Genomic DNA, 22,670 nt, shown 5'->3' on the forward strand with positions numbered 1-22,670 from the left:
GGCTGCCCGGCGGCCCCGCCCGTGCGACGGTGCTGCTCGTTCACGGCGGGGGGGTGGGCCCCGATGGCTGGAGTCGAGCGATCGGCGGGCGACCCGGGTGGGCGCCCCGTCTCGCCGAGGCCGGATACCGCGCGGTCGTGATGACGTGGCCTGGGTTGTCGGCTGGCGGCGCATGGGACCCCGACACGCCGCTGGATGGGGCGGCGGTCGCCGGCGCGATCGTGGAGCTAATCGCTGCGCTCGGCGGCCCGGTTGTCCTCGTGGTCCACTCCATGTCCGCCGCTTTCGGCTATCGGGTCGCTTTCCACCATCGGGATTCACTGATCGCCCTAGTCGCGCTGGCGCCCGCTCCCCCCGGGGATATCCAGCCCGAGCCCGCCGTGCTGGAAGAGGACGCCGATCACATCGTCGTCCAGGGACGCCCGCTCACCTGGAGGCTTCCCCGTCGCGGCTGGTGGCATCCCGGACCAGAGTTCATCGAGGCGAAGCTGGTCGGTGCGAGCGAGCAGTTCCCACCCGGTCACCTGGACGAGCTCCGTTCACAGCTGGTGCCAATCCCAGCCGGGCTCCTCCTCGAGCGGCAGAACGTCCGCGGTGCGCAGGTCCACATCGGCGACAGGGAGTTGGACGGCCTACCGACCCTCGTGATGGTCGGTACCCACGACACCGATCATCCGATCGAGTCGGACCGCGCGACTGCAGACTGGCTCGCCGAGCGGGGCGGCGATGTCAGGTTCGTCGCGTTGACGGCAGCGAACGTGGCTGGCAACGGCCACATGCTGATGCAGGAGTCGAACAGCGATGCGGTGCTCAACCTGGTGACGGAGTGGCTCGGTCCAAATGTACGCCCGCGGCGGTGAGGATGGTGCAGTTGATCGCGACCCGGGCTCCGGACATCTGTGATGGCCTGACTACAGCAGGAGCCGTTGCTCAGCAAGTTCCTGCAGCAGGAATCGCCAGAGATGCCCGTCGTTGAATGCGTCACCCAGGTCGGGCAGGTCGGCGAGGTCGTTGTCATCGATCGGTATAGGCTCGGCCCCTGCCTGCAGAACGGCGAGGTGCACGCGAGCGAGGCTGTCGACATTGATCGCGCGGATGACGGCCTGCGGGACGCTCTCGCCGACGGCCGTGAGGCCGTGACCGCGCAGGATGCCGACCGGCCGCGTGCCGAAATCGTCCGCCATGGCCGTCGCGCGTGCGTGGTTGCGGATCAGCGCAGACGAGGGGTGCGCGGGGATGCCGTCGCGCGCCATCCGCATAGCGGGGATGTTGAAGGCACCGACAATCGGTAGCAGTGTCCGTCCGGTTAGCGAGAACGCGACGACAGCCGGCGGATGCGCGTGGACGACGGATCGGGCCGCAGGATTGCGGCGCAGCAGCTCAAGATGCAGAGACAGCTCGTTCGGCGCCCGGTACCCGCCGGCGAGCTCGAACGATCCCTCGAGGGGCACGGCGAGGATGTCGTCGGCGGTGGTGAAACGCAGCCCTCGCTCCTGCGGTCCGCGGGCTCGGATGAGGACGGTGTCGTCGTCGACCCGCAGGCTGACGTGCCCGAGGATGTCGTCCACGAGCCCCCGGACCGCGAGCACGCGGCAAGCATTGGCGACGAGCATGCGTTCGTCGACGTAGTCGTTCATCATCCACTTCTCCTTCGAGGCGTGATCTCCGATTGCGAATTCCTGGAAAATCTAGCAGAATCAGATTCTGTCTTAAAGAAAACCGGTCTCGACCGACATCATCTTCAAGGCGCGGAATAGGACTCTGACATCAGGAAGCAGCGGCCCAATGGCGAGCAAGACGACAATCTTCGAGGACGTGCGGCGCGGCATGATCCCGGCGCACATCTATAACGACGAGGAGATCTTCGAGCAGGAGAAGAGCAAGCTCTTCAGCCGCGCGTGGATTTTCGTCGGACATGAATCCGAGATCCCTCAGCCCGGTGACTACGTGGTGCGGCATGTGCTCGACGACTCGTTTATCGTCGTGCGCGACGAGAGTGGTGAGATTCGGGCGCACTTCAACATGTGCCTGCACCGCGGGATGCAGGTATGCCGCGCCGAGGTCGGCAACGCCTCCCACTTCCGTTGCCCCTACCACGGGTGGTCATACCGCAACGACGGCCGGATTATGGGCCTCCCGTTCCACGAGGAGGCCTACGGGGGTGAGGCAGGGTTCAACAAGAAGGGTGCACGACTGCTCCCGGCGCCGAACCTGGACACATACAACGGTCTGATCTTCATCAGCATGGACCCGAACGCGCCGACCCTGCGGGAATACATCGGCGACTTCGCGTTCTACCTCGACTACTACACCGGGCAGAGCGCCAAGGGCATCGAGCTGCGTGGCCCGCAGCGGTGGCGCGTCAACGCGAACTGGAAGATCGGCGCCGAGAACTTCGCCGGCGACATGTATCACACGCCCCAGACCCACACCTCGGTCGTCGAGATCGGGTTGTTCCGTGAGCCGAAGGCGGAGAAGCGCAAGGACGGCAACACGTACTGGGCCGGCAACGGCGGCGGCACGACCTACAAGCTCCCGCCGGGCAGCCTCGAGGAGCGGCTGCGCTACGTCGGATATCCCGACGCGATGATCGAGCGGATGAAGGAGCAATGGTCGCCTGAGCAGCTCGATGTGATTGGCCGTGACGGGTTTATGATCTCAGCGGCATCGCTCTTCCCGAACATGAGTTTCGTGCACAACTGGCCGAAGGTGGAGGACGGGGACGACGTGCTGCCCTTCATCTCGATCCGTTCGTGGCAGCCCATTAGCGAGAACGAGACGGAGGTCTACTCCTGGTTCGCGGTCGATGCCGAGGCGCCGGAGGAGTTCAAGGAGCTCTCGTACAAGGCCTACCTTATGTGCTTCGGTAGCACGGGAATGTTCGAGCAGGACGATGTCGAGAACTGGGTCTCGCTGACCACGACTGCCAAGGGTTCGATGGCTCGACGGCTCCTGCTCAACAGTCGGATGGGGACTCTCAAAGACGACACTCCGGTCGTCGCTGCGCTGACGCCTGAACAGTTCGCCGGTCCAGGCGTCGCGCACGTTGGTTACGGCGAGTACAACCAGCGTCATCTGCTCGATCGTTGGGCCGACTACCTCGACACCGATGACGAAGTCGAGGTGCAGGTCGCGAGCATCGGTACAGGCATCACCAACAACGGGGAGGCACCCGCATGATGAACACCGAGACCGGTGTCCAGATTTCCGGGCAATCGCCTCTCGGCGCCCACGCCACGCGCGCCGATCGAGTCGGGCGGTCCCTACTGTTCTCCGACGAACTGCATCTCGAGGCGCATCGTTGGTTGATTGAAGAGGCTTACACCCTCGACGAGCAACGGTACGAGCACTGGCTTGAGACGCTTACAGAGGATATTCACTACATCATGCCGGTGCGTCAGACGACGGCTCTCGGGTCTTCCTTCACGACGGCGAGGGGGATGTCGCACTGGGACGAGAATAAGTACTCGCTCAGCCGCCGGGTCGCGCGATTCCTGACTGAACACGCTTGGACGGAGGACCCTCCCTCACGCCTGCGTCACTACGTGACGAACGTGCGTGTGTTCCTGTCCTCGGTCGAGGACGAGCTCATCGTCGACTCCGCCGTCCTGCTGTTCCGCAGCCGGGGAGACGTCAACGAGCCGTCAATCATCTCCGCTCACCGCGAGGACGTATTGCGTCGCGTCGGTGACGACCTGCAGTTGGCACGTCGGGTGATCATGGTGGACGAGTCGGTGCTCCGCACCCAGAACCTGGCGATCTTCCTGTGAGCGGCCTCGACTGGGAGGGTGCCGACGTCGATCGTGATGCCGCGGCGGCTGCGGCGGCGGAGCGCGAGCGTCTTGTCGCCCGCACCGTCGGAGAGCCGCTCGTCATCGCCAACGAGTTTTCGGAGATCGAAGTGCGCCGCGTGGAAACTCACAACGGCACGAGGCTACTGATCGACGCCCCGAAAACTGGCCAGTGGATCGCGATCGACCCCATGGAACTCGAGGCCCTGACCTGGCAGACCACGCAGACGTTCTCCGAGATGATCGCGCGGCCTGACCAGCCGATGTTTCCCGAAATGCGACCGCAGTAGAAAAGGAGAGACCGATGGCACGGATCATCGCCGACCGCAGCGCCTGCCAGGGCTACGCCAATTGCGTTGTCGCCGCGGGCGACTACTTCGACCTAGATGACGACGCCCTAGTGATCGTTCTGCGCGAGGACCTGCCCGACAGTGACCGCAAGCGAGTAGAGGAGGCGGCGCGCAGCTGCCCCGTCTCCGCCTTGGTTGTGGAGGACTGACGTGTCGCGGGTCGTCATCGTCGGCGCCTCTGTTGGTGGGCTCAAGACCGCCCAAGCCCTTCGAAGCGAGGGATTCGAGGGCGAGATCGTCCTGATTGACCAGGAACGCCATCCCACCTACGACAAACCTCCGCTCTCGAAGAAGTACCTCACCGGTGAGACGGCGCGACACGAGATCGAGCTTCTCTCCGAGCACGAGACGCGGGGGATCGGAGCCATCTCAATCTTCGGCACGCCCGCGGCATCCCTCAACCTCGAAGGCCAGGTTGTGACGCTCGAGGACGGTACAGCCGTCTCATACGACACACTCGTGATCGCCACCGGGTCACGCGCCCGTCGCTCTCCGTGGGGTGAAGGTGAGCATATTCACTTGCTGCGTACCAGCGGCGATGCCGAGCGCTTGCGGGATGAGCTGGCCACAGCGCGGCACCTTGTGGTCATCGGCGCAGGCTTCATCGGGGGGGAGGCTGCCGCAACCGCGATCACGGCGGGCGTACGGGTCAGCATGGTTGACCCGTTCCCGGCGCCGATGTCGCGGGTGCTCAATGCCGAAGTCGGCCAGATCTTCAGCCGCAAGTATGCCCAGGAGGGCGTCGAGGAGTACTTCGGAAGGACAGTCGAAGGCGTCGAACAGACGGCAGACGGGGTGCGCGTGGTGCTCGATGGCGGCGAGATCATCGAGGCCGATGCAGCTCTCGTCGGTATCGGAGCTGTGGTCAACACAGAGTGGCTCGAGGGTTCCGGCATCGAACTCGACAACGGGGTGACCTGCGACTCTGGGCTGCGGGCCATCGGGCATCCTGAGATCTTTGCCGTCGGCGATATCGCACGTTGGGCGAGTGCGTCGCGCAACGTCTCGCTGCGCCTCGAACATTGGACCAATGCCGTTGATCAGGCTCGCGTCGTCGCACACAACATCGTCCACCCTGATGATTGCGAGGACTACGACACGACCGAGTATGTCTGGAGCGACCAGTACGACTGGAAGATCCAGGTGGTCGGGCGCACCGGCGCCGACGACATCGTCATCATCGGGTCCGAGGAGGACCAGCGCTTCGCCGTACTTTACTCGGAGAGTGACGACTCACTGACCGGCGCGCTCGTCGTCAACTGGCCGCGGGCGCTCGTTAGCACGCGGCGAGCGGTGGCTACGAGAACCGATCGAGCCGAGGTCGCGGCGCGCCTGACCGGCGACGGCGCGCGGTCGGTCACGCCCGCGGTCTGAGGATGGTCCCCGTGACCACAAGGCGATACGATTTCTGTTGTGCAGAAATCGCCCGGCGACGGTGTAGCGCCCCAATACCCGATCGAGTCAGTGGACAACGCACTGCGGTTGCTCATCCTTCTTGGCGAGCGTACGGAGGTAAGGCTGACCGACGTCAGCGCCGAACTCGGGGTGGCGTCTTCGACGGCGCACCGCATCCTCGCAATGCTCATCTGGCGCGGATTCGCCCGTCAGGATCCGCGCACGAAGACCTACGGTCCGGGTCCGACACTCACGAGCGTGGCCTTCTCAATTTTCCGGCGCATGGATCTTCCGCGCCTGGCGCAGCCGATCCTCGAGGATCTCAGTTCCTCGATGGGCGAGACGAGCCATCTCGGCACCCTCGAAGGCGCGAACGTCCGCTTCATCGCGGCGTCCGAGCCGGCGGCGGCAGTCCGCGTCGCCTCACGCCTCGGACGGGAGATCCCGGCGTACGCGACCTCGACCGGCAAGGCGATGCTTGCCAGCCTGCCGACAGAACAGCTCGGGCGCTTGTTTCCAACGGACTCACTCCCCGCGGTGACCTCGCATACCGTTCAGTCCCTTGCGGACCTCGAGAAGGAACTCGAAACCGTTCGGCGCCAGGGCTACTCGACGAACCGCGAGGAGAGCGAGGACGGTGTGGCATCGGTCGCAGTCTCGGTCGCGAACTCAGCAGGCATCAATCTCGCCATCAACCTCGCTGCCCCAGTCCATCGTCTTCCGGTCTCGAAAGTCGCGACCTTCGGGCGAGCACTCAAGGACGCCTCGATGCGGTTGAGCGAGGCGTTGGGCTAATCACGGGGGTGCTCCAGTGAACCCCGCCCCGATCCCGCTCCTCCACGGACACTCGATTCCGCGTCTGGGTCTCGGCACGTGGCCGCTCAAGGGCGACGCGGTGCACGAGATGGTCGCGCTGGCGCTCGACATCGGCTATCGACTGATCGACACGTCTCACAAGTACCTCAACGAGGCCCCGGTTGGCGCGGCGATCCGAGAGAGCGGGATCGCTCGCGAGGAGATCTTCGTCACCAGCAAGTTCAACAAGGAGAATCACAGCGTAGATGGTGTCCAGCGCGCCTATGACGAGAGCCTCAGACGGACCGGGCTCGACTACCTCGATCTATTCCTCATTCACTGGCCAGTGCCTTGGCTCGACACCTACGTTGCGGCCTGGCGGGGTCTTGTAAGACTCGTCGAGCAGGGGCGGGTCGGGGCGATCGGCGTCTCAAACTTCAAACGACCACATCTGGAACGGATCGTCGCCGCTACCGGACGCGTGCCCGACGTCAACCAGATCCAACTGAGTGCCGACCTGGCGCGCGACGATATCCGTGATCTGCACAAGCGGTGGGGCATCGTGACCGAGGCCTGGAGTCCGCTCGGGCGCGGCGGCCCCTTGCTCACACATCCCGTCGTGGTAGACATCGCAGACCGGGTCGGTCGCACCCCCGCGCAGGTGTTGTTGCGGTGGCATGTGCAGCACAACATCGTCCCGATTCCGCGCGCGGACGACCCCAGACAGCTGCGGGAGAACGCGCAGATCTTCGATTTCAACCTCACTCACGACGACCTTGCGGAGCTGAGGAACCTCGATCGCGGTGAATCAGCGGCACGAGATTCCGACTCAAAAGAGAACGGACATTAGCGCGTTTCTCCCTGACTCGATCGCGTTTCAAGTTTCAGGGGCCGAGCGATCACGTCGAATCCGGAAACGATCAATTTCGGGATGCGTGCGGAGGCTAACCGTTGTCGAGCAGTTCGAGCAGCCGTGTAGTTACGCGCCAGGTTCGGACTGTCATCTGTTGAAACATCGGCATAGCGAGTACGCGCTGAACGCGGGTCTTGGTCGCTTGCGCGGCTACCCGCGAGAAGTACAGGACACCCGGCCCGATTGCCATCGCGTCGACGCCCTCGCGCATTTCGGGAAGATCTGCAAACGCCGCTTCGGCCGTGAGGGGATCCTTTACGAAGAACACTTCGCTGCGTAGCCGATCTGATCCGTGGTCCGATGGTGCTTGGGCGATAATCGCTGCTAGCTTCCAACAACGTCGCCGGCCAGTACGGTCGGAACCAAGACAGTGCTCAACGCTGTAACCGGGCTCTATGCAGCCCCACGAATTTTCTGCCCGAAGGAACAATGCTGACGAGCTACACGGAAGATTCAAACTCGATGCTGGAGTCGGCTGGCGATGCGGCAGAGGATGACTGCTCGGCTTCCGATTCGGAACCATGCGAGAGGTCGCCGGGGGCCGGTTAGGCGCACCTTGCGGGCGCGGGTCGTCACTGCGATCACGGTTCCCTCGTCGAGTACCTCTTCCAGCGAATTCAGCATGCCGTCGAGGCCTCGTGCAGCATCCGGTCCGTGCCACGCTGTCTGCTCGCCGTAGGGGATATCGGTGACCACGACATTGGGGCGTCGCCCGTTCAACGCGCGCCGGAGTTGTGCGGGGTCGAAGACGTCGGCTGGTGCGATGTTGTAGTCGAATGAGCCGTCGCCTGACGCGAGCCGGCGAGCGAGTCGCTGTGCAGCGGCGGCGGCATCGAGGTAGGCGGGTTTGCTCAGGCGCTCGGCGCGGGCCTGCAGTTCATTCGCGCGGGCGGTCATGCCGTGCTTGCTCAGAAGGGCGAGGTTCTTCCGGGCGAGTTCCAGCGCCGCGTGATCGACGTCGGAGCCGAGGACGCTGGTGATTCTGTCTCTATGCAGGAGTGTGAGAGTGGTGAGGAGGTGGCCGCTGCCGCAGCATGGATCCCATACCTGGGCGGTGGGGTTCGGGGTGAGCGCCAATGCTCGCTGGAACATCTCGCTGGCGAGGCGTGCGGGGAAGGCGGGGAACCCGGGGGCAGAGTGGAGCACGCCGCCGGAGAGGTCGGCGTAACTCTCTCGCGTGACGGCGTAGCGGTAGGCCATTCGCGTGCCTATGCCCGTCCGCGCTGGCGCGCGGCCTCGTAGAGAGCGATCGATGCCGCGTTGGCAGCGTTCAGCGAGCTGGCGGCGCCGCCGATGGGGATGCGTGCGACGACATCGCACGCATCGCGCCATCCCGCGCTGAGTCCGGCGTTCTCATTGCCGATCGCGAGCAGGACGGGGCCTGTCAGATCCACGTCGGCGATGTCGTCGGACCCGTTCTCGTCGGTTCCGACGATCGTGAGGGGGATGCCCGCAGCGCGTTGCTCCCGTACCCAGGTCACCAGTGGTTGATGAGATGGTTGTCGGATCACCGGCACCGCGAACAGCGACCCAGTGGAGGCGCGGACGGCTCTGGGGTCGTACGGATCTGCGCCGTGTCCGGTGACGATCAGGCCCGACCCGCCGAAGGCATCCAATGAACGGATGATCGTGCCGATGTTGCCGGGCAGGGAGGGGCGGTCGAATGCCATCCCGAGGAACGACGGCCCCATAGGTATGCGAGACAGCTGATCGTCCGGCACGGCGGCTACGGCGATCAGCTCGGGGGAGCCGTCGTCTTGGTCGCTCAACTGATGCAGCAGCTGAGCCGCGACGGCTACCCGCTCGCCTCCTGATCCTTCGATAACCTGTGCACCCCACCGCGACAGCGGCCGATCCGCGTCATAGAGGACTGCGCGGATCGGCCAGCCCCGCTCGAGTGCGAGGCTGATGGGGCGCACACCCTGCACGATGAACTCGCCGGCCCGCTGGCGCTTGTTGCGGTTGTGGAGCAGAGCTTCCCACTGTTGGAATCTTGCGTTCGGCCGGGAGACGCGCAGAGTTGGCTTACGCGCGTTCAACGGGAATCCAGACCTCGGCGGTTGCGGCGCGCTGCTCGCCTGGTCGGCGCTCAGTGACGATCGACGGCCCCGGACGCAGGCGCCACGGGTGTGACGGAAACCACTCGCTGACAATGTCCATCCAGGCCGACGCAAAAGGAGCGCCCGTGCGGAACACCGCCCATTTGCCGGCAGGAACCTCGATCACATCGAGGCGCTCAGGTGCGGGCGGAGCCGCATCGAGGGCGACACCGACCATGAACGTGAACCGACTGTTCACTGCGTAGTCGGCGTCGACCTCCGTACTCACCTGAAGCAGACCCGAGGGCTCCGAGCAGCCCAGTGCTCGGAGCCGCTCCACGTTCTCCGCAGACAGCGCCGTGATGTGTGCCTCGACATGAGGATTCCGGAATTCCGACACGACCGGGACGCACGCGGCGTAACCGATCAGGCGGAAGGCCGTCCGCTCGACGATACGGGCGTCTAACATGCTTCCCTTCAGCTTGGACTCTCGTGGTGCGAGACGATTTCCAGGGTGTTCGTCACGCCGGGTCCAGCGCCCGACAATTGGAGACCGATCAAGTCGGGTGAAGGCGCCCGGGACGCCTGATGGTGTGTGGTGTTGCGTGTCGTCGGACGTCGCCGGCCGTCACGAGCCGGCCCGCTCGGATCGGAGTCGCACGTTCGGACAAACCACTGCACCCCGGCAAGCAGAATTGGAATGAAGGGAGGCTTGTGTGATCAGTGAGCTCAACAGGCTCATCGAGGTCGTCGAAGCGGATCTGTCCGACGACCTCGACATCGGTGCGCTGGCTGCTTCCTTCGGCACCACGGAGTACCACTTGCGGCGGATGTTCGCATCGCTTGTCGGCATGCCGTTGTCCGAGTATGTGCGGCGTCGGCGGATGACGGTCGCCGCGGCCGACGTCATCGCGGGCGATCCGCTTCTCCAGGTTGCGGTTCGATTTGGTTATGGCTCGGCCGAGGCATTCGGACGTGCGTTCCGGGCGGTCCACGGTGCGGCGCCTATCGAGGTGCGGACGAACGGCGGCCCGCTTCGGTCACAGCCGCAACTCACGCTGCGACTGACTGTCCACGGCGCCACGTCGATGGACACGCGTATCGTGGATCGACCCGCGTTCCGGCTCGTCGGCCATGCTGCACGCGTTCCGCTCATCCACCGGAGCGCGAATCCTCACATCCAAGCGCACGTCGCTTCTCTGCCGGCGCACGAGCACGCGCGACTGACGGCGCTCGGCAACACGGATCCTCACGGACTGCTTCAGATAAGCGCAGATGTCGATTCCGACTACACCGAGGGAAGCACACTGACCTATCTGCACGGCGTTGCCCGGGACGCCGCGACGACCACGCCGGAAGGACTCGACGTGATCGAGGTTCCTGCCGGCACGTGGGCTGTGTTCCGGGCATCTGGACCATATCCCGCGGCTCTGCAGGAGACGTATGCGGCATCGGCATCCGAGTGGTTTCCGTCGAACCCGTGGCTGCTGCGACCAGGCCCCTCGATCGTCGCGATCCTCGATCGCGCTGAAGACTTCCGTTCCGCGACGACGGAGTTGTGGCTGCCGATCGTCCGCCAGCGTGATGACGTGTAACCGCGACACGACCATGACCTCGCTACCCGAGGGGCGCGACTTCATGCCATCCCGATCTCGCGGACGAATGTCTACACGGTGTCCATCTGGGCGATTCGCTCGTCTTCGGCTGATCGCTCGTGTATTTCGGGATTACGCGGACGCGGTACTGTGCGGAAGCAACGACTCTCGAAGGACGACGATGAGCATTGCATTCCTGCTGACCACCCTCGTGGTGGTCGCCACCCCCGGCACCGGCGCCGTCTACTCGATCGCCGCTGGGCTCTCCCGCGGCGCAAAGGCTGGCATTATTGCGGCGTTCGGCTGCACCCTCGGGGTCATCCCTCACATGGTGGCCGCGATCACCGGACTGGCCGCGATCCTGAATGCCTCCGCGATCGCGTTCCAGACGATCAAGTGGCTCGGTGTCGCCTATCTGCTTTACCTCGCCTGGCAGACATTCCGCGACAAGACGATGATCGACGGCGACGCGAACCCCGCCCCGGTTTCGTTCTGGCGGGTCATCCGTACCGCCGTGCTCATCAACCTGCTTAATCCGAAGCTGACCATCTTTTTCTTCGCGTTCCTCCCTCAGTTCGTTCCCGCGGGCGAGGCGAAAGGCACGTGGCACATGATCTGGCTCAGCCTTGTGTTTATGGCGTTGACGTTCGTCGTGTTTGCGCTGTATGGGGTGTTCGCCGCGGGGATGCGCAACCAGGTCATCACGCGCCCGAAGGTCATGGCGTGGCTGCGTCGCACCTTCGCGGGCACGTATGGGCTGCTCGCCGGCCGTCTCGCCCTCGAAACCCGCTGATGCAGCTCAGTTCATGACTCGGCGCTGCGCGCTCATTTCCCTCAGCTCGCCGTCGCGACACTCACCCTCGATGGCGTGACCGACACGGCGGACGTCTCGGCGACCGCGGCACCATTCCGCGAGCGGGCCTCCATGCGCCTCTCCGAACGACCGGAGAGCGAGTTCCCCGAGATCGTCGCCTGGCGGCGCGCATTCAGTCAGATGGGACTCAAACCCACCCAGTACCGGTGCGCGTCGGAAGCGCTGCCACGCTGATTCAAGAGCGACGGGGAATTGCCCTCGATCCACCCGCTCGTCGACCTGTGCAACGCCGTCTCACTCGCTTACGCGATTCCCATCGCCGTGTTCGACCTCGTCCACGAGGCGCCCCTGCCCGGTGGCAGCGGCACCTGGGCGGAGAAGGTTCTCGTGACCAGTGCCCACGTCGCGCGCGTGCCCGACGGCTTGGCGCCGGCGGCCGCTCACGCGGAGTCAAGTACGTGATCGAGCTCTGACAGCGCCGGACGTGAACGCCGGGGTCCTCGCTGCGCCCACGAGTTGTTATCGATAGTTCAGGGCGCTCGTGCCCGTCATTGTGGCGCTCGTGGTGTCGGCCATTTGCTTCACGATCATCGTCGCGGGCTCCGGATATGAATCCGGCCACGATGAGTGGAATTGGCACGGGCCACGGCAGACTGCCTACGCGCGTTGTTCCATGCACTCGTGGTCGTCAACAACATCGGTGCGCTGAGCATCTGCTCCCGTTCGGAGGGGGTGAGGGGAGGATCGCCGATCGGTAGCCGACCTTGCATTCCAGTAACAGACGCTCTCGGTGCGGTCTGGGTTGCTTGGGCCAGCCGGAATCTTGCCGCGCTGCGCCAGCGAGTCGTTACGCTCGGCAACGCTCACTAACTGGTGCCGAGGTCCTTTCCGAGCTTGGCGTACAGCTCTATCACCGACCGGGGTGGATCTCGTATCGGGTTCGCTACCCGCGGCGGGCTTGCTCAGGGGGCGAGCCGAGGATGACGACTCCGAGCGGCTCGGTGACATCGACTTCATCCCGGTAGCGCAGAAGCGCGTCGATGAACTCCTGCTGCGCGGGGGACGGAACGTAGGTAGACCGAGTGATGAGGAGTGCGCGGCGGTCGGCCCATTCCTCTGCCACCGGATGTATGGCAGCAGGCAGTGTGGGAGAGCGGCTGACGGTCCCATACGGGACGATCGCCGCGCCAGCCCCAGTGCTGGCGACGGCGTACACCGCGTTGAGGGTTGGCAACCGCACGCGGTACGCCGGTGACACACCGAGGATGCGCGCCTGCTCGTCGATGAGTGTCTGAAGCGGGTTTGCCGCTGGCAACCCGATCAGCGGCCCCCGCATCACCTCCTCGAAGGAAGGAGCCACGTCGTCTCCGCGGAACACCGAGCCACGAACGACGACAAGGGGATCCGCCCATAACTCACGAGCGATCAAACCGTCGCCCGTCGGTGGGAGGGAAACGATCCCGAGGTCAGCACCCCCCTCGCGGACCCGAGACGCGACCTCGACGCTGCTTGTCTCGACCACCGCGATCCGCATCGTAGGGAATCGTGCGAGAGTCGCGGCCAGGAACTCGGTCAAGGTATCGACGGCTGATGTGTTGCTGGCGAGCCGGATCTCGTGGGCAGAGTCCCCGCGCAGCCCGTCCATCGCCTGCCGCAGTTCATCAGCACGTTCGAGAAGGGCACGGGCATGTATCGCCAGGGTCGTGCCGGCCGTGGTCGGCACGATCCCACCTCGTCGACGCGACAACAGCTCGACTCGCTCTTGCCGTTCCAGTAGAGCGATCCGGCTGCTGGCCGACGACAGCGAGACCCCCACGGCGCGGGCGCCCGCCGTGATCGAGCCGGCGTCGATGATCGCGACGAACAGCTCCAGATCCCGCAAGTTGGGCGCCACGAACTAGCTTTCGGATTTCGCGTACATCCCTTCCGATTCTATCAACCTGCGTCCAGCGCACTTTTGGAAGCCTTGAAGGCCTCCGGGACATCTTGTGACCCGGGCGAGGAGGAGGCCAACGTGCTGATAGAAATCGCGCCGCTTCTGCGAGGAGCGGCGGTCGTCGGCGCAGGCTTCCTTGCAGGAGGTCTGAACGTCGTCGTAGGCGCGGGGACACTGGCGTCCTTCCCCATCCTCGTTCTGCTGGGGTTTCCGCCGTTGACGGCGACGATGGCGAACACGGTCGGCATCGTGCCCGGCAGCCTGTCGGGGGTATTCGTCTACCGACGCGAGCTGCGCGCACACTACCGCGTTACTCGCCTACTGCTTCCCTCATCCAGCGCCGGCGGCGTCACCGGCGCGCTCCTCCTCCTGCACTTGTCCGCCGACATCTTCGCTGCCGTCATCCCTTGGCTGATTGGTATCGGTACGCTTCTGGTACTCAGCGGACCCGCCATCAAGAACCGCATCGGCCGCGTGGCGGCAACCGACGACGTCGACGCGACGCCATTCCCTCGCCGAGGTTCGAAAGTCGCCTCCGTGGTCGGCGCGTTCCTGCTCGGAGTTTATGGTGGCTACTTCAGTGCAGCGCAGGGGATCCTCCTCGTCGCCCTGCTCGGGATCACGACGACGTTGCTGATGCAAGAACTCAACGCCGTGAAGAACGCCAGCGTCGCCGCGGTCAACATCATCGCCGCCACGGTCTTCATCTTCGTCTCACCAGAACTGATCTCGTGGCCCATCGTCGCCCTCGTTGCTCTCGGCTCGATCCTGGGAGGATTGGTCGGCGGCAGGTTCGCAAGACGACTCCCCGCAGGCCTGTTCCGCGGGTTCGTCGTCATCGTCGGCATCACCACCGTCACGGCAACGGTCTTAAGCCATTGACCACCCTCGGTCGGCAGGAACGGTCGAGCCAGATGTCAGCGCCGGAATCACCCCGGCACGCGACGATCGATCTGCCCGTCCGGGCCCCGGGCGTAGGCCGAACTCGTTGACGTGGAACCGGTTCACGGAGTTGCTCGCTCAGTGCAGCCGCTGGCGGCCGCCGCCCGCGAGGTCGGCGCGATGCGGACGGCCGCGTACCCCCGGCGCGATGGCACCGCGGTGCGGCGCAAGGATAGCGCGGTGAAGGTCGTGCCACAGCCCTGGCCCGCTTTCGCTTCTCCCCATCTCCTCGAGGCTTCTTTTCGAAGAGGAGCGCGTTCTGATCGCGATCTCGCGAGCCGAGGTGCGCGGCCAACGGAGATCGCCGCGCTGCATGACCGATCTCCGTCCACAACCAGCCGGGAGTTGCGTCGCAGCGCGCACGGTCGCACGAGAGGCGCGTGACTCCTCCGTCCGTCGCCTCTGCAGCAGTCAGCGGATCGCATCGAGCGCTGCGATGATGTCCCGCGGTTCCGCACGTCTGGTGTGGTCGCTGTCCACGAACGACCACGATATAGACCCGCTCTGCCTGATCACATAGGTCGCGGGGATCACAAGCGTTCGACCATCGCCACCGTTTCGACGGATGAGATCGTGACCTCGTCGCTCGTAGAGCGCAGCCAGCTCCGTAGGAATGACGAAGGACAGGCCGTAGCTTTGGGAGACAGTGGCCCCCACGTCGCTCAGAACGTCAAAGTGAGGCTGTGTTTCTCAGCGGTCGACAATGACTCGTCAGGCACCTGCGGCGAGATCGCAACGAGCCGCGCGTTGCGCGCCTTGAACTCCATGATGTTCGCTTGAAGCGCCCGCAGCTCGAGATTGCAATACGGGCACCAGCTGCCTCGGTAAAAGCTCAGCACCACGGGGCCATCCTCAAGCAGATCACTCAAGGTCACCGTTTCGCCAGTGGCGCTGGGGAGAGAAAACACCGGCGCCACGTCTCCGACGGCCTTCGCGCGGTCTGCCGTACCGGCGTCGAAGAGCTCCGCAGCCGCACGATCCGTCGTCTCGTTCTCCTCGGAGGACCGGTTGGACCGCGCGTCCTCGTAGACACGCAGAAGCTCTTCCCGCAGGTTCATCTCGCTCCCATTCTGCGGCCGTTGACATACACGCTCAGCTGTCCACGCCCTCGGCTTCTGATGTACGGGGTTGCCGTCGTCGGCGCTCGTGCGCACGTGGCACTCACGACGTGTGCCGCGAGAGCGATCAGTCGATGTCGCAACGAATCGGTTGAACGGATTCGTCCATTTCAGGTTACATCGGCGCTGCGATGGCTGGCGCGCTGGCCACACGCGCGCGACCACCTGCAGGTTGTCTACGCGCGGGCAGCCTGGGGAACTTCCCTGGCCAGCATGACGGCGACCGCGGCAAGAAGGCTGCCGGTGATGCGGCGCTGCCACTTGAGCCAGGACGGGCGGGTTCCGATGAATCCTGCGATCGTCCCGGCGGCCAGCACGATTGCTGCGTTGACGATCACGCTGACAGTGATCTGGACTGTGCCGAGCGTGAACCCCTGCGCAATCGGGTTGCCGTGCGATGTGTCGATGAACTGCGGGATGATCGCCAGGTACATCACCGCCGCCTTCGGATTCAGCAGGTTGGTAAACAGCCCCATCCGGAAGAGCTTCCCGTGCGTATCGCGGGTGAGCGGTCCGGGTTCGAACAGTCCTGTCCCTCCTGGGCGGAACGTCTTGAACGCGAGCCAGGCGAGGTACAGCACTCCTGCGGCCTTCAGACCGATGTAGAGCCACGGAACCACAACGAACACGACACTGAGCCCCAGGTTCGCCATCGTCATGTAGGTGAGGAATCCCACGCCCGTCCCCGCCAGCGAGACCAGACCTGCGATTCGCCCCTGAGCGATACTGCGCGACACGAGATAGATCATGTTCGGCCCAGGCGTGAGCACCATCACCAACGCCGCCAACCCCATCCCGCCGACCGCGGCCCACGGGAGTCCAGTACCCAGCACCGTCATAGTCAGTTCCTTCCAACGATTCACGTTCCAGTGTGATGTAATGCCCTTATGCATCTCAACCCTTACGGCGAGTACGCGGTCCTGCTCGCCGCGTCACTGGCAAACGACTGGCCCGAAGATCGAGCGGGCATTGTCGACCGTGCGGAGTCTTATGGGATGCAGACGCCGTTCGCGAATCCGCAAGCGGACGACTACACCGGTGTCCGCAGGGTAATCGACCGATGGCTCGAAGTCGTTGATGAACCTTTGCCGCAACGACGCGCCGACCTCCTCAACCAACACCTCGCAGAGGCGGCCGCCTACCCGCGCCTAACCGACCACCATGATGAAGGCTGGCACCTCCACTATCGAGACCAAGACCAAGCCCTGCCGCATGTGCTGGAGGCCGTCATCAGCGTCGGCACCGCACTCCACCTGACAACGCGGGGAATGCACCGCCTTCACCGATGCGACGCCGGCAAAGTCCCGGGTGACCCGTGCCACAACGTCGTGGTAGACGTCACGCGCAACGGCCGCCAGCGGTACTGCAGCGTCCGCTGCGCCAACCGCGCTGCAGTACGTCGGCACCGCGCGCGACACGCGTGAACATGGAGACCTGACTACGCCCGGCCACCCACATCGCAATGAGCCTCATCGCCAGCAGCACCGGATCCCACACGCCGGTAGCGGCATCGTCGCCTCCCGCTGGCCCGCTCAGAAACGGAACTACGCCTCTCGACCTCCTCGAGGAAGGCGCCGACGCCGGGGAAAGTACGGCACCAACGTCGCATGCCGTGGCTCCACGAGCGGGGCGGCAACGCGGCTGACTCGCCCTCACCGGAGTCGGTCGACGCCCAGGTTCCAGATGGTCACGTTCGGTTCCGCGCCGTCGTGGCGAGCGGCGTACTCATGGAGCGCGTCCGTGCGCACGTGCTCCGGGTCCTCGCCGTCCGCGAGTCGGCGGATGAGCGGAGCCATCCATTCCCATCCCTGATCGACGAGCCGACTGGACCACCGCGACAGGAACCCGTCCGCCGTCCAGACTCCCGCGTGATCGTCGGGACCGTACCTCTCGCCGGTCGCGACGAGGCGCTCCTCGAACGCGACCCAGACGAACACGGAGCGGTAGGGCTGCGGCGTCCACCCAGCGAGCTCGGTGAACCGAACCGGGGACGTCATGCTTCCGTGATGCGCACAGGCGAGCGACTGGTCAGAGTCGGTCGTGGTTCGCCGGACTGTTCTGCACGAGCCACCTCCCCGTGAACGGGTAGACGAGGTCGACCGGATCCACCGTAGAAGCTCCGCACGCCGAGGTTCCAAAGAAGGTTGTGCAGGTTCGTGTTATCGCTGTACCCGAGGAACGGCTTCGGGTTCGCCGCGATCACGGCGGCATCGAAGTGCGGAATGACAGTGATCTGGTCATCACCACCGATGGCGGCCAGCACCGCGCGAATGCTCCGATCCGCGAACACCGCGTTCACGTCTGCCGCACGGGCTTCCGCGCTCGCGCCGAGTTGCCGCGTCGTGGGGTACTCGACCGGGATGAACCCGGTCGCCTCCTTCAGACGCCGCATCGCTTGCTCGTGGAGAACGGGCGAAATCGCTGGGGCGGCGAATGCCGGCGAGATCACGGCGACACGATCACCCGGACGGACTTTGGGAACGGCTTCAACGAAGCTGCGACCATCCACCGATTAGACCAGACTCCCGCACCGCGGCCCCGTTCGTCGGAGAATACGCCCACTTCGAGCGTATCTACACGCGGCCCCTTGGCTGGCGCGCCAGCGGCGGCGGGCGGCGGGCAGCGGCGGCGGCGGCGATTACGTCCCCACGACACTGCAATTCGCAACTCGCTCGAAAGACCTCGTGGAATTGGCATCTCGTATCGAGAACCTTCAACTGCCGGTCGTGTCGGCCCTCAGGCCTCTCCCGGCCTTGAACTGACCACGATTACCTTGGGTTCGACTGGTGCTCCGTGGGAACCCTTCACATACGACGCGATCCAGATCAGTCGGGTGCGCACGTGGCCGTCGTCGTCGAGCCCGAGTGAGGGGTAGGGCTGTCGCCGCCAGTGGCCGCGAACCGACCAGGCCGCACGATCGGGCGGCTCGCCGTCGCTCCCCTCTCGATAGACGGATACGTGATCGCTGCCCGCTTGCACGCGCACGATCGTCAGCTCGCCCTGCGGCTCGCCGCTGGGCACGACGACGCCTGTGACGCGTTCCGACTCAGTTATGCCGCCCTGGGCCATTAACGCCCACACCGCGGCAAGCAGTTTCTGTTCCGGTCGGGTGTCATCCCAGACCGGGACGAATGGCACGCGGCCGGACAGCTGCGGCCCGACCTGTTTGACATTGACCGCGCCGGATCCCGCAACGCCAGCAACGTATGTGCGTATGCGCCACATCGAGCCGCCCTGCCGGTACCAGACCGCGCGGACATGGCGGTCGCTGTCGCCCGCCCGCTGCATCACGATCGGGCGCGCGAAGAACCAGATCGCGTTGATATGCACGGGCAGCGGATCGAGAACGTCCGCGTCGACGAGGCTGTCGACAGCCAGACGCAGAAGCTCTTCGTGAAGGAGGAACGCTTCTTCGGGACGATCCGACCCCTCGCCGACCGCCGCGACGACGGACGGCACTTTGTTGGCGGTGAAGAGCTGTGCGCGAGGGTTGATGCGGGGCGGTTCACCGGCGCTAGGGGGTGGCACCCGCACGAGCGAGTCCGCAGCCAATCGTTCACCAGGATGCCCGATCGTCTTCAGCGACCTTCCTAGCCAGACGTGTTGATGGGCGAGGTCGAAGGCGATGTAGAGATTGGGTGGCGTCCACCCGCGAGCGACATAGTCGCGGTCAACGTCCCGCAACGGCGCCAACAGCCTCCGTGCATCCGAAGCGTTGAGCACAGTGGGTGGCAGCGGCCCGCCCGACAGGGTGCAGAACCCGTACCGCGCGACGGCGTCACGGTTGTGGAATGCGACGATGACTTCGTTACCCTCGGGCAGCCGAGCGGCAACGGTCAAGCCCGCCGCGATGGTGGGGATGACGCGACGGATTGCGTCGTCATGCTGCTCCCGAATGCCTTGAGCAAACCTCGACCGGCGGCGCGCTGGCTCCACACCCCGCCGCCGCTCCGGCACAGCCCCGCCACCATTCAAATGCACTCGCACCTTGCGAGCGAGCGACTCACTCAGCTGCGCCTCAGGGCGCACTTCCGCCTCACCCAGGCTCCGCAGCGCGTCGAGCACGGTGCGCACGTCAACGCCGAGCTCATTTGCAACCTCGAACACTCGGCGTCGGTACACGAAGTCCATGATGACTTGCCGAGCGTCACCGCCGAACCGCGAAGGCCGCCGACATAAAGCGAGGACAGCCGAGTGCCGATCAGATGCACGCCCCACCTGAACAGCGGCGGCCGCGCCGGCGGCCCTCGAGGTAGCTCCTACCCGCCCACTGTCTATGCCGGTGCGTCTCCTTCGATCTATGCCGGTGCGTCTCCTTCGATGGTGTCGAGACGCAGGGAGGCGACCTCGTCGATGCGGTTCCCTGACGAGTAAGCATTGCCGCTGAGATCCAGGACCCATACGGCGGTGTCCCGATGGGTGGCGTAGTCGCCGGCGTCCTCGTCGAGGATCTCGACGCTCTCGAGCTTCACGAGGCACGTTGCCTGGGCGGTGTAGTTGATCCATAGATCGCGCGACTTTCGCTCGATCTGCACCCCTTCCACGTTCACATCCAGTAACAAGACTTCAAGCACATCAGCAACGTCGAACTCGGTCTTCGCTGCCAGCGAGTGAGTGAAGTCCTTGGGTGTTCCGCCTGCCAGCACCGCATCCTGTACCGCGTCGTGAAGCTGTCGCTCCTGCTCGTAGTCCAATGAGCCCTCGTCATCGAGGAACTGCCCGGGAACCTTGAAATCGGAGATGCTTTCAAGGATCTTCACCTCCCACTCCACATCGAGTTTCTCGATCTCGGCCAAGAGTTCGCGCCGTCGCGCTGGTCCGAACGCACGCTTGTCAGCCGACAGAAGAAACGCGTGCGGATCTTCGGGTTCGCACGTGAGAAGCAGATCGACAAAGACGTACCAGTGCAGCGCGTCACGGTATCCGTTGCCCTCCCTGTCGAACGGTGCCGACCGTGAGATCGCCCGCAACGCGACCTCACGATGCTCTACCTCCGGGTAGCCGAGGTTCTGTAAACGCACCTACCTCTCGATGAGAGCTAGGAAGGCGGTGGCTGAGATGAGCCACGATCAGCAGGAACGAACCGCAGGCAATGAGCCGAACGACCAGGCGACGGCGCAGGCGTCGCCGTCGTTGCGGGCGGTGGTGTATGTGCGGATCAGTGATGATCCCGAGGGCACCGAGCGCGGTGTTGACCGGCAGGAAGCTGACTGCCGGGCGTATGCGGCAGCGCACGGGTGGGAAGTCGCCCAGGTGTACCGGGAGAACGACACGTCGGCGTTCAAGCAGCGCACGATCACACTCCCGACGGGTGAGCGGGTGCGGCGCGTGGTGCGCCCGGAGTTCCGCGCGATGTTGAAGCACCTCAGCGAGCAGCGCGCCGGGGTGATGATCGCCTACGACCTGGATCGGGCGGTGCGCGACCCGAGAGACTTGGAAGACCTGATCGACGCCAAGGTACTCAACGGCTTCAGCGTCCGCTCCGTGACCGGCTCGCTGAGGTTGGATACGGATTCTGATGTGGCGATGGCGCGGGTGCTGGTCGCGATGGCGAACAAGTCCTCAGCCGACACCGCCCGCCGTGTCGCTCGGGCGGCGAAGCAGCAGGCCATCGAGGGCACTTGGCATGGTGGGCAGGTGCCGTTCGGCTACCGCGCCGAGAACCACACGCTCGTGATCGACCCCGAGGCTGCCGAGTTGGTGCGGGAAGCCGCGCGGCGGGTGCTGGCCGGAGAGACGTTGTACCGGATTCTCACCGACTGGAACCGGCGGGGTATCCGTACGACGCACGGGTGCCGGTGGTCGGATCGGACACTCAAACTGGTGCTGCGCAACCCCTCGATCAAGGGGGTACGGGAGTATCGACCGTTGTTGCCGGACGGCACCCGGTCGAAAACCTCCCTGATGCAGACGACCGCCGCGTGGCCCGCGATCTTGGACGAGGACACCTGGCAGCAGGTCTCCGATGTGCTCGATGCCCGCAAGCAGGCCCGAAACTTCCATCAGCCCGGCAGTGGGGCGGCGAAACGGCTGTATCCGTTCTCGGGTCTGATCCGCTGCTCGACCTGCGGACGCGCCATGCTGCATCGCGGCCAGGTGTATCAGTGTGTGCAACAGGTGCCGGGCGGGTGCAACCGCTCGATCCGTTCCGGCGACCTCACCAAACTCGTGGAGGAAGCCGTGCTCGCGACGTTCGAGCAGATCACCCTCAACCCCGCCAAGCGCCAGTCTCCGGGCGCGGATCAGGCCGCACGAGTGGGGCTTGCCGCGACGCTCGATGCCGACCGGGAACGCCTCGCCCGGCTCGATGATGACTACTACGACGGGTTGATCGACAAGTCGATGTGGGTGCGGCAACGCTCACGGATCGCCGAACGCATCGAACGCACCCGCCGCGAGTACGCCGCCACGGTGCCGGAGCACACTGGCCCGTCGATTGATATGACGACCGTCGCACAGGAGTGGGCCGACCGTACCCCGATGTGGCAGCACCAGGCCGCCAGTCTCGTCCTTGAAGCCGTCCTCGTTCACGCCCTGCCCAGGGGGATGAACGGCGCGACACCGGCGAGGCGGCGCAATGAGACCGTCGAAGCGTTTCATGCCCGCCGTGAGGTGTACCGGGCGGGGATTCTCGCACATCGGGTCGAGTTCGTCTGGCGCGCCTAACGCCCCCGCGCCTTCGGCAGGCCGCAGAGGGCTTGCAGTTGCTCACGCACCCGTGGGTCAGCGATGACCGGAGGCAGGCCCTGCGCTGCGCGGCTCTCCCGCGCGAGGCGTGCGCCGAGTGGTTCGGGGGCATCGGTCGAGGCTGGTTCGGGCGTGGTTGTGGTGGTCTGCGTCGAGGTATCCATGTAGACAGGTACGACAGGCAAACCACAACATCTAGTTGTACGGGGTCAGGACGTTGGTTGCAGTCGGCTGATCGGGGGGTTGCCTCCGAGGGCTGAGTGGCGTCGTCCAGTGTTGTAGTGCTCGAGCCAGG

General features: G+C 65.0%; 27 protein-coding genes and 2 pseudogenes. 16 read left to right on the forward strand and 13 right to left on the reverse strand.

Features of this window, described 5'->3' with window-relative positions; translation table 11 throughout:
• Positions 1 to 29: 29 nt before the first annotated feature.
• Positions 30 to 860, forward strand: coding sequence for an alpha/beta fold hydrolase (locus AB0O93_RS10120; RefSeq protein ID WP_289508574.1), 831 nt, complete (start codon positions 30 to 32; stop codon positions 858 to 860).
• A 51-nt stretch (positions 861 to 911) separates the two neighbouring features.
• Here AB0O93_RS10120 and AB0O93_RS10125 read toward each other — a convergent pair whose 3' ends face one another.
• Positions 912 to 1,640 carry a class II aldolase/adducin family protein gene (locus tag AB0O93_RS10125; RefSeq protein ID WP_138173429.1) on the reverse strand — a complete coding sequence of 243 codons (729 nt, stop codon included), beginning with the start codon at positions 1,638 to 1,640 and terminating at the stop codon, positions 912 to 914.
• Between the two features lie 145 nt (positions 1,641 to 1,785).
• Here AB0O93_RS10125 and AB0O93_RS10130 point away from each other — a divergent pair, with 145 nt between their 5' ends.
• The 8 genes and pseudogenes from AB0O93_RS10130 to AB0O93_RS10165 all read left to right on the forward strand — a co-directional run bounded on the left by AB0O93_RS10130 (position 1,786) and on the right by AB0O93_RS10165 (position 7,181).
• Complete coding sequence (locus AB0O93_RS10130; RefSeq protein WP_005050729.1) at positions 1,786 to 3,180, forward strand: aromatic-ring-hydroxylating dioxygenase subunit alpha; 1,395 nt, start codon at positions 1,786 to 1,788, stop codon at positions 3,178 to 3,180.
• Complete coding sequence (locus tag AB0O93_RS10135) at positions 3,177 to 3,770, forward strand: 3-phenylpropionate/cinnamic acid dioxygenase subunit beta (protein WP_138173431.1); 594 nt, start codon at positions 3,177 to 3,179, stop codon at positions 3,768 to 3,770. Before AB0O93_RS10130 ends, AB0O93_RS10135 begins: the two co-directional genes overlap by 4 nt.
• Positions 3,767 to 4,081, forward strand: a complete 315-nt coding sequence (locus AB0O93_RS10140) for a hypothetical protein (protein WP_138173433.1) — start codon at positions 3,767 to 3,769, stop codon at positions 4,079 to 4,081. The genes AB0O93_RS10135 and AB0O93_RS10140 overlap by 4 nt, the downstream gene beginning before the upstream one ends.
• 14 nt (positions 4,082 to 4,095) lie before the next feature.
• On the forward strand, positions 4,096 to 4,290 hold the full coding sequence (locus tag AB0O93_RS10145; RefSeq protein WP_005050734.1) for a ferredoxin: 195 nt from the start codon (positions 4,096 to 4,098) through the stop codon (positions 4,288 to 4,290).
• 1 nt (position 4,291) lies between these two features.
• Entirely contained in the window at positions 4,292 to 5,515 is a 1,224-nt protein-coding gene (locus AB0O93_RS10150) for an FAD/NAD(P)-binding oxidoreductase (RefSeq protein WP_138173435.1), read from the forward strand.
• 90 nt (positions 5,516 to 5,605) lie between these two features.
• A pseudogene (locus AB0O93_RS10155) lies at positions 5,606 to 5,743 on the forward strand (helix-turn-helix domain-containing protein); the annotation flags it as partial.
• A 75-nt stretch (positions 5,744 to 5,818) separates the two neighbouring features.
• Positions 5,819 to 6,331 carry an IclR family transcriptional regulator gene (locus AB0O93_RS10160; RefSeq protein ID WP_363342979.1) on the forward strand — a complete coding sequence of 171 codons (513 nt, stop codon included), beginning with the start codon at positions 5,819 to 5,821 and terminating at the stop codon, positions 6,329 to 6,331.
• 16 nt (positions 6,332 to 6,347) lie between these two features.
• Positions 6,348 to 7,181, forward strand: a complete 834-nt coding sequence (locus AB0O93_RS10165; protein WP_138173439.1) for an aldo/keto reductase — start codon at positions 6,348 to 6,350, stop codon at positions 7,179 to 7,181.
• A gap of 94 nt (positions 7,182 to 7,275) precedes the next feature.
• On the opposite strand, the gene AB0O93_RS10170 is transcribed toward AB0O93_RS10165, so the two are convergent.
• The 4 genes from AB0O93_RS10170 to AB0O93_RS10185 form a co-directional block, all read right to left on the reverse strand.
• A complete protein-coding gene (locus AB0O93_RS10170; RefSeq protein WP_138173441.1) occupies positions 7,276 to 7,512 on the reverse strand; it encodes a hypothetical protein in 237 nt (78 codons plus the stop codon).
• A gap of 185 nt (positions 7,513 to 7,697) precedes the next feature.
• Complete coding sequence (locus AB0O93_RS10175) at positions 7,698 to 8,444, reverse strand: rRNA methyltransferase (protein ID WP_175987716.1); 747 nt, start codon at positions 8,442 to 8,444, stop codon at positions 7,698 to 7,700.
• Between the two features lie 8 nt (positions 8,445 to 8,452).
• Positions 8,453 to 9,283 (reverse strand): TrmH family RNA methyltransferase, encoded by an 831-nt coding sequence (locus tag AB0O93_RS10180; RefSeq protein ID WP_212743493.1) that lies wholly within the window; start codon positions 9,281 to 9,283, stop codon positions 8,453 to 8,455.
• Complete coding sequence (locus AB0O93_RS10185) at positions 9,270 to 9,752, reverse strand: GyrI-like domain-containing protein (RefSeq protein WP_138174566.1); 483 nt, start codon at positions 9,750 to 9,752, stop codon at positions 9,270 to 9,272. Before AB0O93_RS10185 ends, AB0O93_RS10180 begins: the two co-directional genes overlap by 14 nt.
• A 247-nt stretch (positions 9,753 to 9,999) precedes the next feature.
• Between AB0O93_RS10185 and AB0O93_RS10190 the strand changes: the two genes are divergently transcribed.
• From AB0O93_RS10190 to AB0O93_RS10205, 4 genes are all read left to right on the forward strand, one after another.
• Positions 10,000 to 10,878, forward strand: a complete 879-nt coding sequence (locus tag AB0O93_RS10190) for an AraC family transcriptional regulator (protein ID WP_138174568.1) — start codon at positions 10,000 to 10,002, stop codon at positions 10,876 to 10,878.
• A gap of 181 nt (positions 10,879 to 11,059) precedes the next feature.
• Positions 11,060 to 11,671: a LysE family translocator gene (locus AB0O93_RS10195; protein WP_138174570.1), complete on the forward strand. Its 612-nt coding sequence runs from the start codon at positions 11,060 to 11,062 to the stop codon at positions 11,669 to 11,671.
• Positions 11,672 to 11,746: 75 nt separating this feature from the next.
• The gene (locus AB0O93_RS10200) at positions 11,747 to 11,926 is read left to right on the forward strand and encodes a hypothetical protein (protein ID WP_212743495.1); all 180 of its coding nucleotides are present in this window, start codon (positions 11,747 to 11,749) and stop codon (positions 11,924 to 11,926) included.
• 18 nt (positions 11,927 to 11,944) lie between these two features.
• Positions 11,945 to 12,154: a hypothetical protein gene (locus tag AB0O93_RS10205; protein WP_212743496.1), complete on the forward strand. Its 210-nt coding sequence runs from the start codon at positions 11,945 to 11,947 to the stop codon at positions 12,152 to 12,154.
• Positions 12,155 to 12,635: 481 nt separating this feature from the next.
• On the opposite strand, the gene AB0O93_RS10210 is transcribed toward AB0O93_RS10205, so the two are convergent.
• Positions 12,636 to 13,586, reverse strand: a complete 951-nt coding sequence (locus AB0O93_RS10210; RefSeq protein ID WP_138174572.1) for a LysR family transcriptional regulator — start codon at positions 13,584 to 13,586, stop codon at positions 12,636 to 12,638.
• Positions 13,587 to 13,649: 63 nt separating this feature from the next.
• Here AB0O93_RS10210 and AB0O93_RS10215 point away from each other — a divergent pair, with 63 nt between their 5' ends.
• Entirely contained in the window at positions 13,650 to 14,510 is an 861-nt protein-coding gene (locus AB0O93_RS10215) for a sulfite exporter TauE/SafE family protein (protein WP_228480871.1), read from the forward strand.
• Between the two features lie 722 nt (positions 14,511 to 15,232).
• Here AB0O93_RS10215 and AB0O93_RS10220 read toward each other — a convergent pair.
• Positions 15,233 to 15,628 (reverse strand): peroxiredoxin-like family protein, encoded by a 396-nt coding sequence (locus AB0O93_RS10220; RefSeq protein WP_212743497.1) that lies wholly within the window; start codon positions 15,626 to 15,628, stop codon positions 15,233 to 15,235.
• Positions 15,629 to 15,864: 236 nt separating this feature from the next.
• Positions 15,865 to 16,527 carry a LysE family translocator gene (locus tag AB0O93_RS10225; RefSeq protein WP_228480872.1) on the reverse strand — a complete coding sequence of 221 codons (663 nt, stop codon included), beginning with the start codon at positions 16,525 to 16,527 and terminating at the stop codon, positions 15,865 to 15,867.
• A gap of 48 nt (positions 16,528 to 16,575) precedes the next feature.
• Here AB0O93_RS10225 and AB0O93_RS10230 point away from each other — a divergent pair, with 48 nt between their 5' ends.
• Positions 16,576 to 17,112 carry a CGNR zinc finger domain-containing protein gene (locus tag AB0O93_RS10230; RefSeq protein ID WP_138174574.1) on the forward strand — a complete coding sequence of 179 codons (537 nt, stop codon included), beginning with the start codon at positions 16,576 to 16,578 and terminating at the stop codon, positions 17,110 to 17,112.
• 228 nt (positions 17,113 to 17,340) lie between these two features.
• Here the strand turns inward: AB0O93_RS10230 and AB0O93_RS10235 are convergent, their stop codons facing one another.
• From AB0O93_RS10235 to AB0O93_RS10250, 4 genes and pseudogenes are all read right to left on the reverse strand, one after another.
• Positions 17,341 to 17,685 (reverse strand): hypothetical protein, encoded by a 345-nt coding sequence (locus AB0O93_RS10235; RefSeq protein WP_138174576.1) that lies wholly within the window; start codon positions 17,683 to 17,685, stop codon positions 17,341 to 17,343.
• A gap of 104 nt (positions 17,686 to 17,789) precedes the next feature.
• Positions 17,790 to 18,197 (reverse strand): annotated as a pseudogene (locus AB0O93_RS10240) (LD-carboxypeptidase); the annotation flags it as partial.
• Positions 18,198 to 18,424: 227 nt separating this feature from the next.
• Complete coding sequence (locus AB0O93_RS10245) at positions 18,425 to 19,819, reverse strand: hypothetical protein (RefSeq protein WP_138174580.1); 1,395 nt, start codon at positions 19,817 to 19,819, stop codon at positions 18,425 to 18,427.
• A 167-nt stretch (positions 19,820 to 19,986) separates the two neighbouring features.
• A complete protein-coding gene (locus AB0O93_RS10250) occupies positions 19,987 to 20,709 on the reverse strand; it encodes a PIN domain-containing protein (protein ID WP_363342950.1) in 723 nt (240 codons plus the stop codon).
• 37 nt (positions 20,710 to 20,746) lie between these two features.
• On the opposite strand from AB0O93_RS10250, the gene AB0O93_RS10255 reads away from it, so the two are divergent.
• Positions 20,747 to 22,354: a recombinase family protein gene (locus tag AB0O93_RS10255; RefSeq protein WP_024476692.1), complete on the forward strand. Its 1,608-nt coding sequence runs from the start codon at positions 20,747 to 20,749 to the stop codon at positions 22,352 to 22,354.
• Positions 22,355 to 22,584: 230 nt separating this feature from the next.
• Here AB0O93_RS10255 and AB0O93_RS10260 read toward each other — a convergent pair.
• Positions 22,585 to 22,670: integrase core domain-containing protein (locus tag AB0O93_RS10260; RefSeq protein ID WP_363342981.1), on the reverse strand; the 86-nt coding region annotated here is incomplete at its 5' end.

The organism is Microbacterium sp. NPDC077184, assembly GCF_040687055.1.
Lineage (GTDB): Bacteria > Actinomycetota > Actinomycetes > Actinomycetales > Microbacteriaceae > Microbacterium.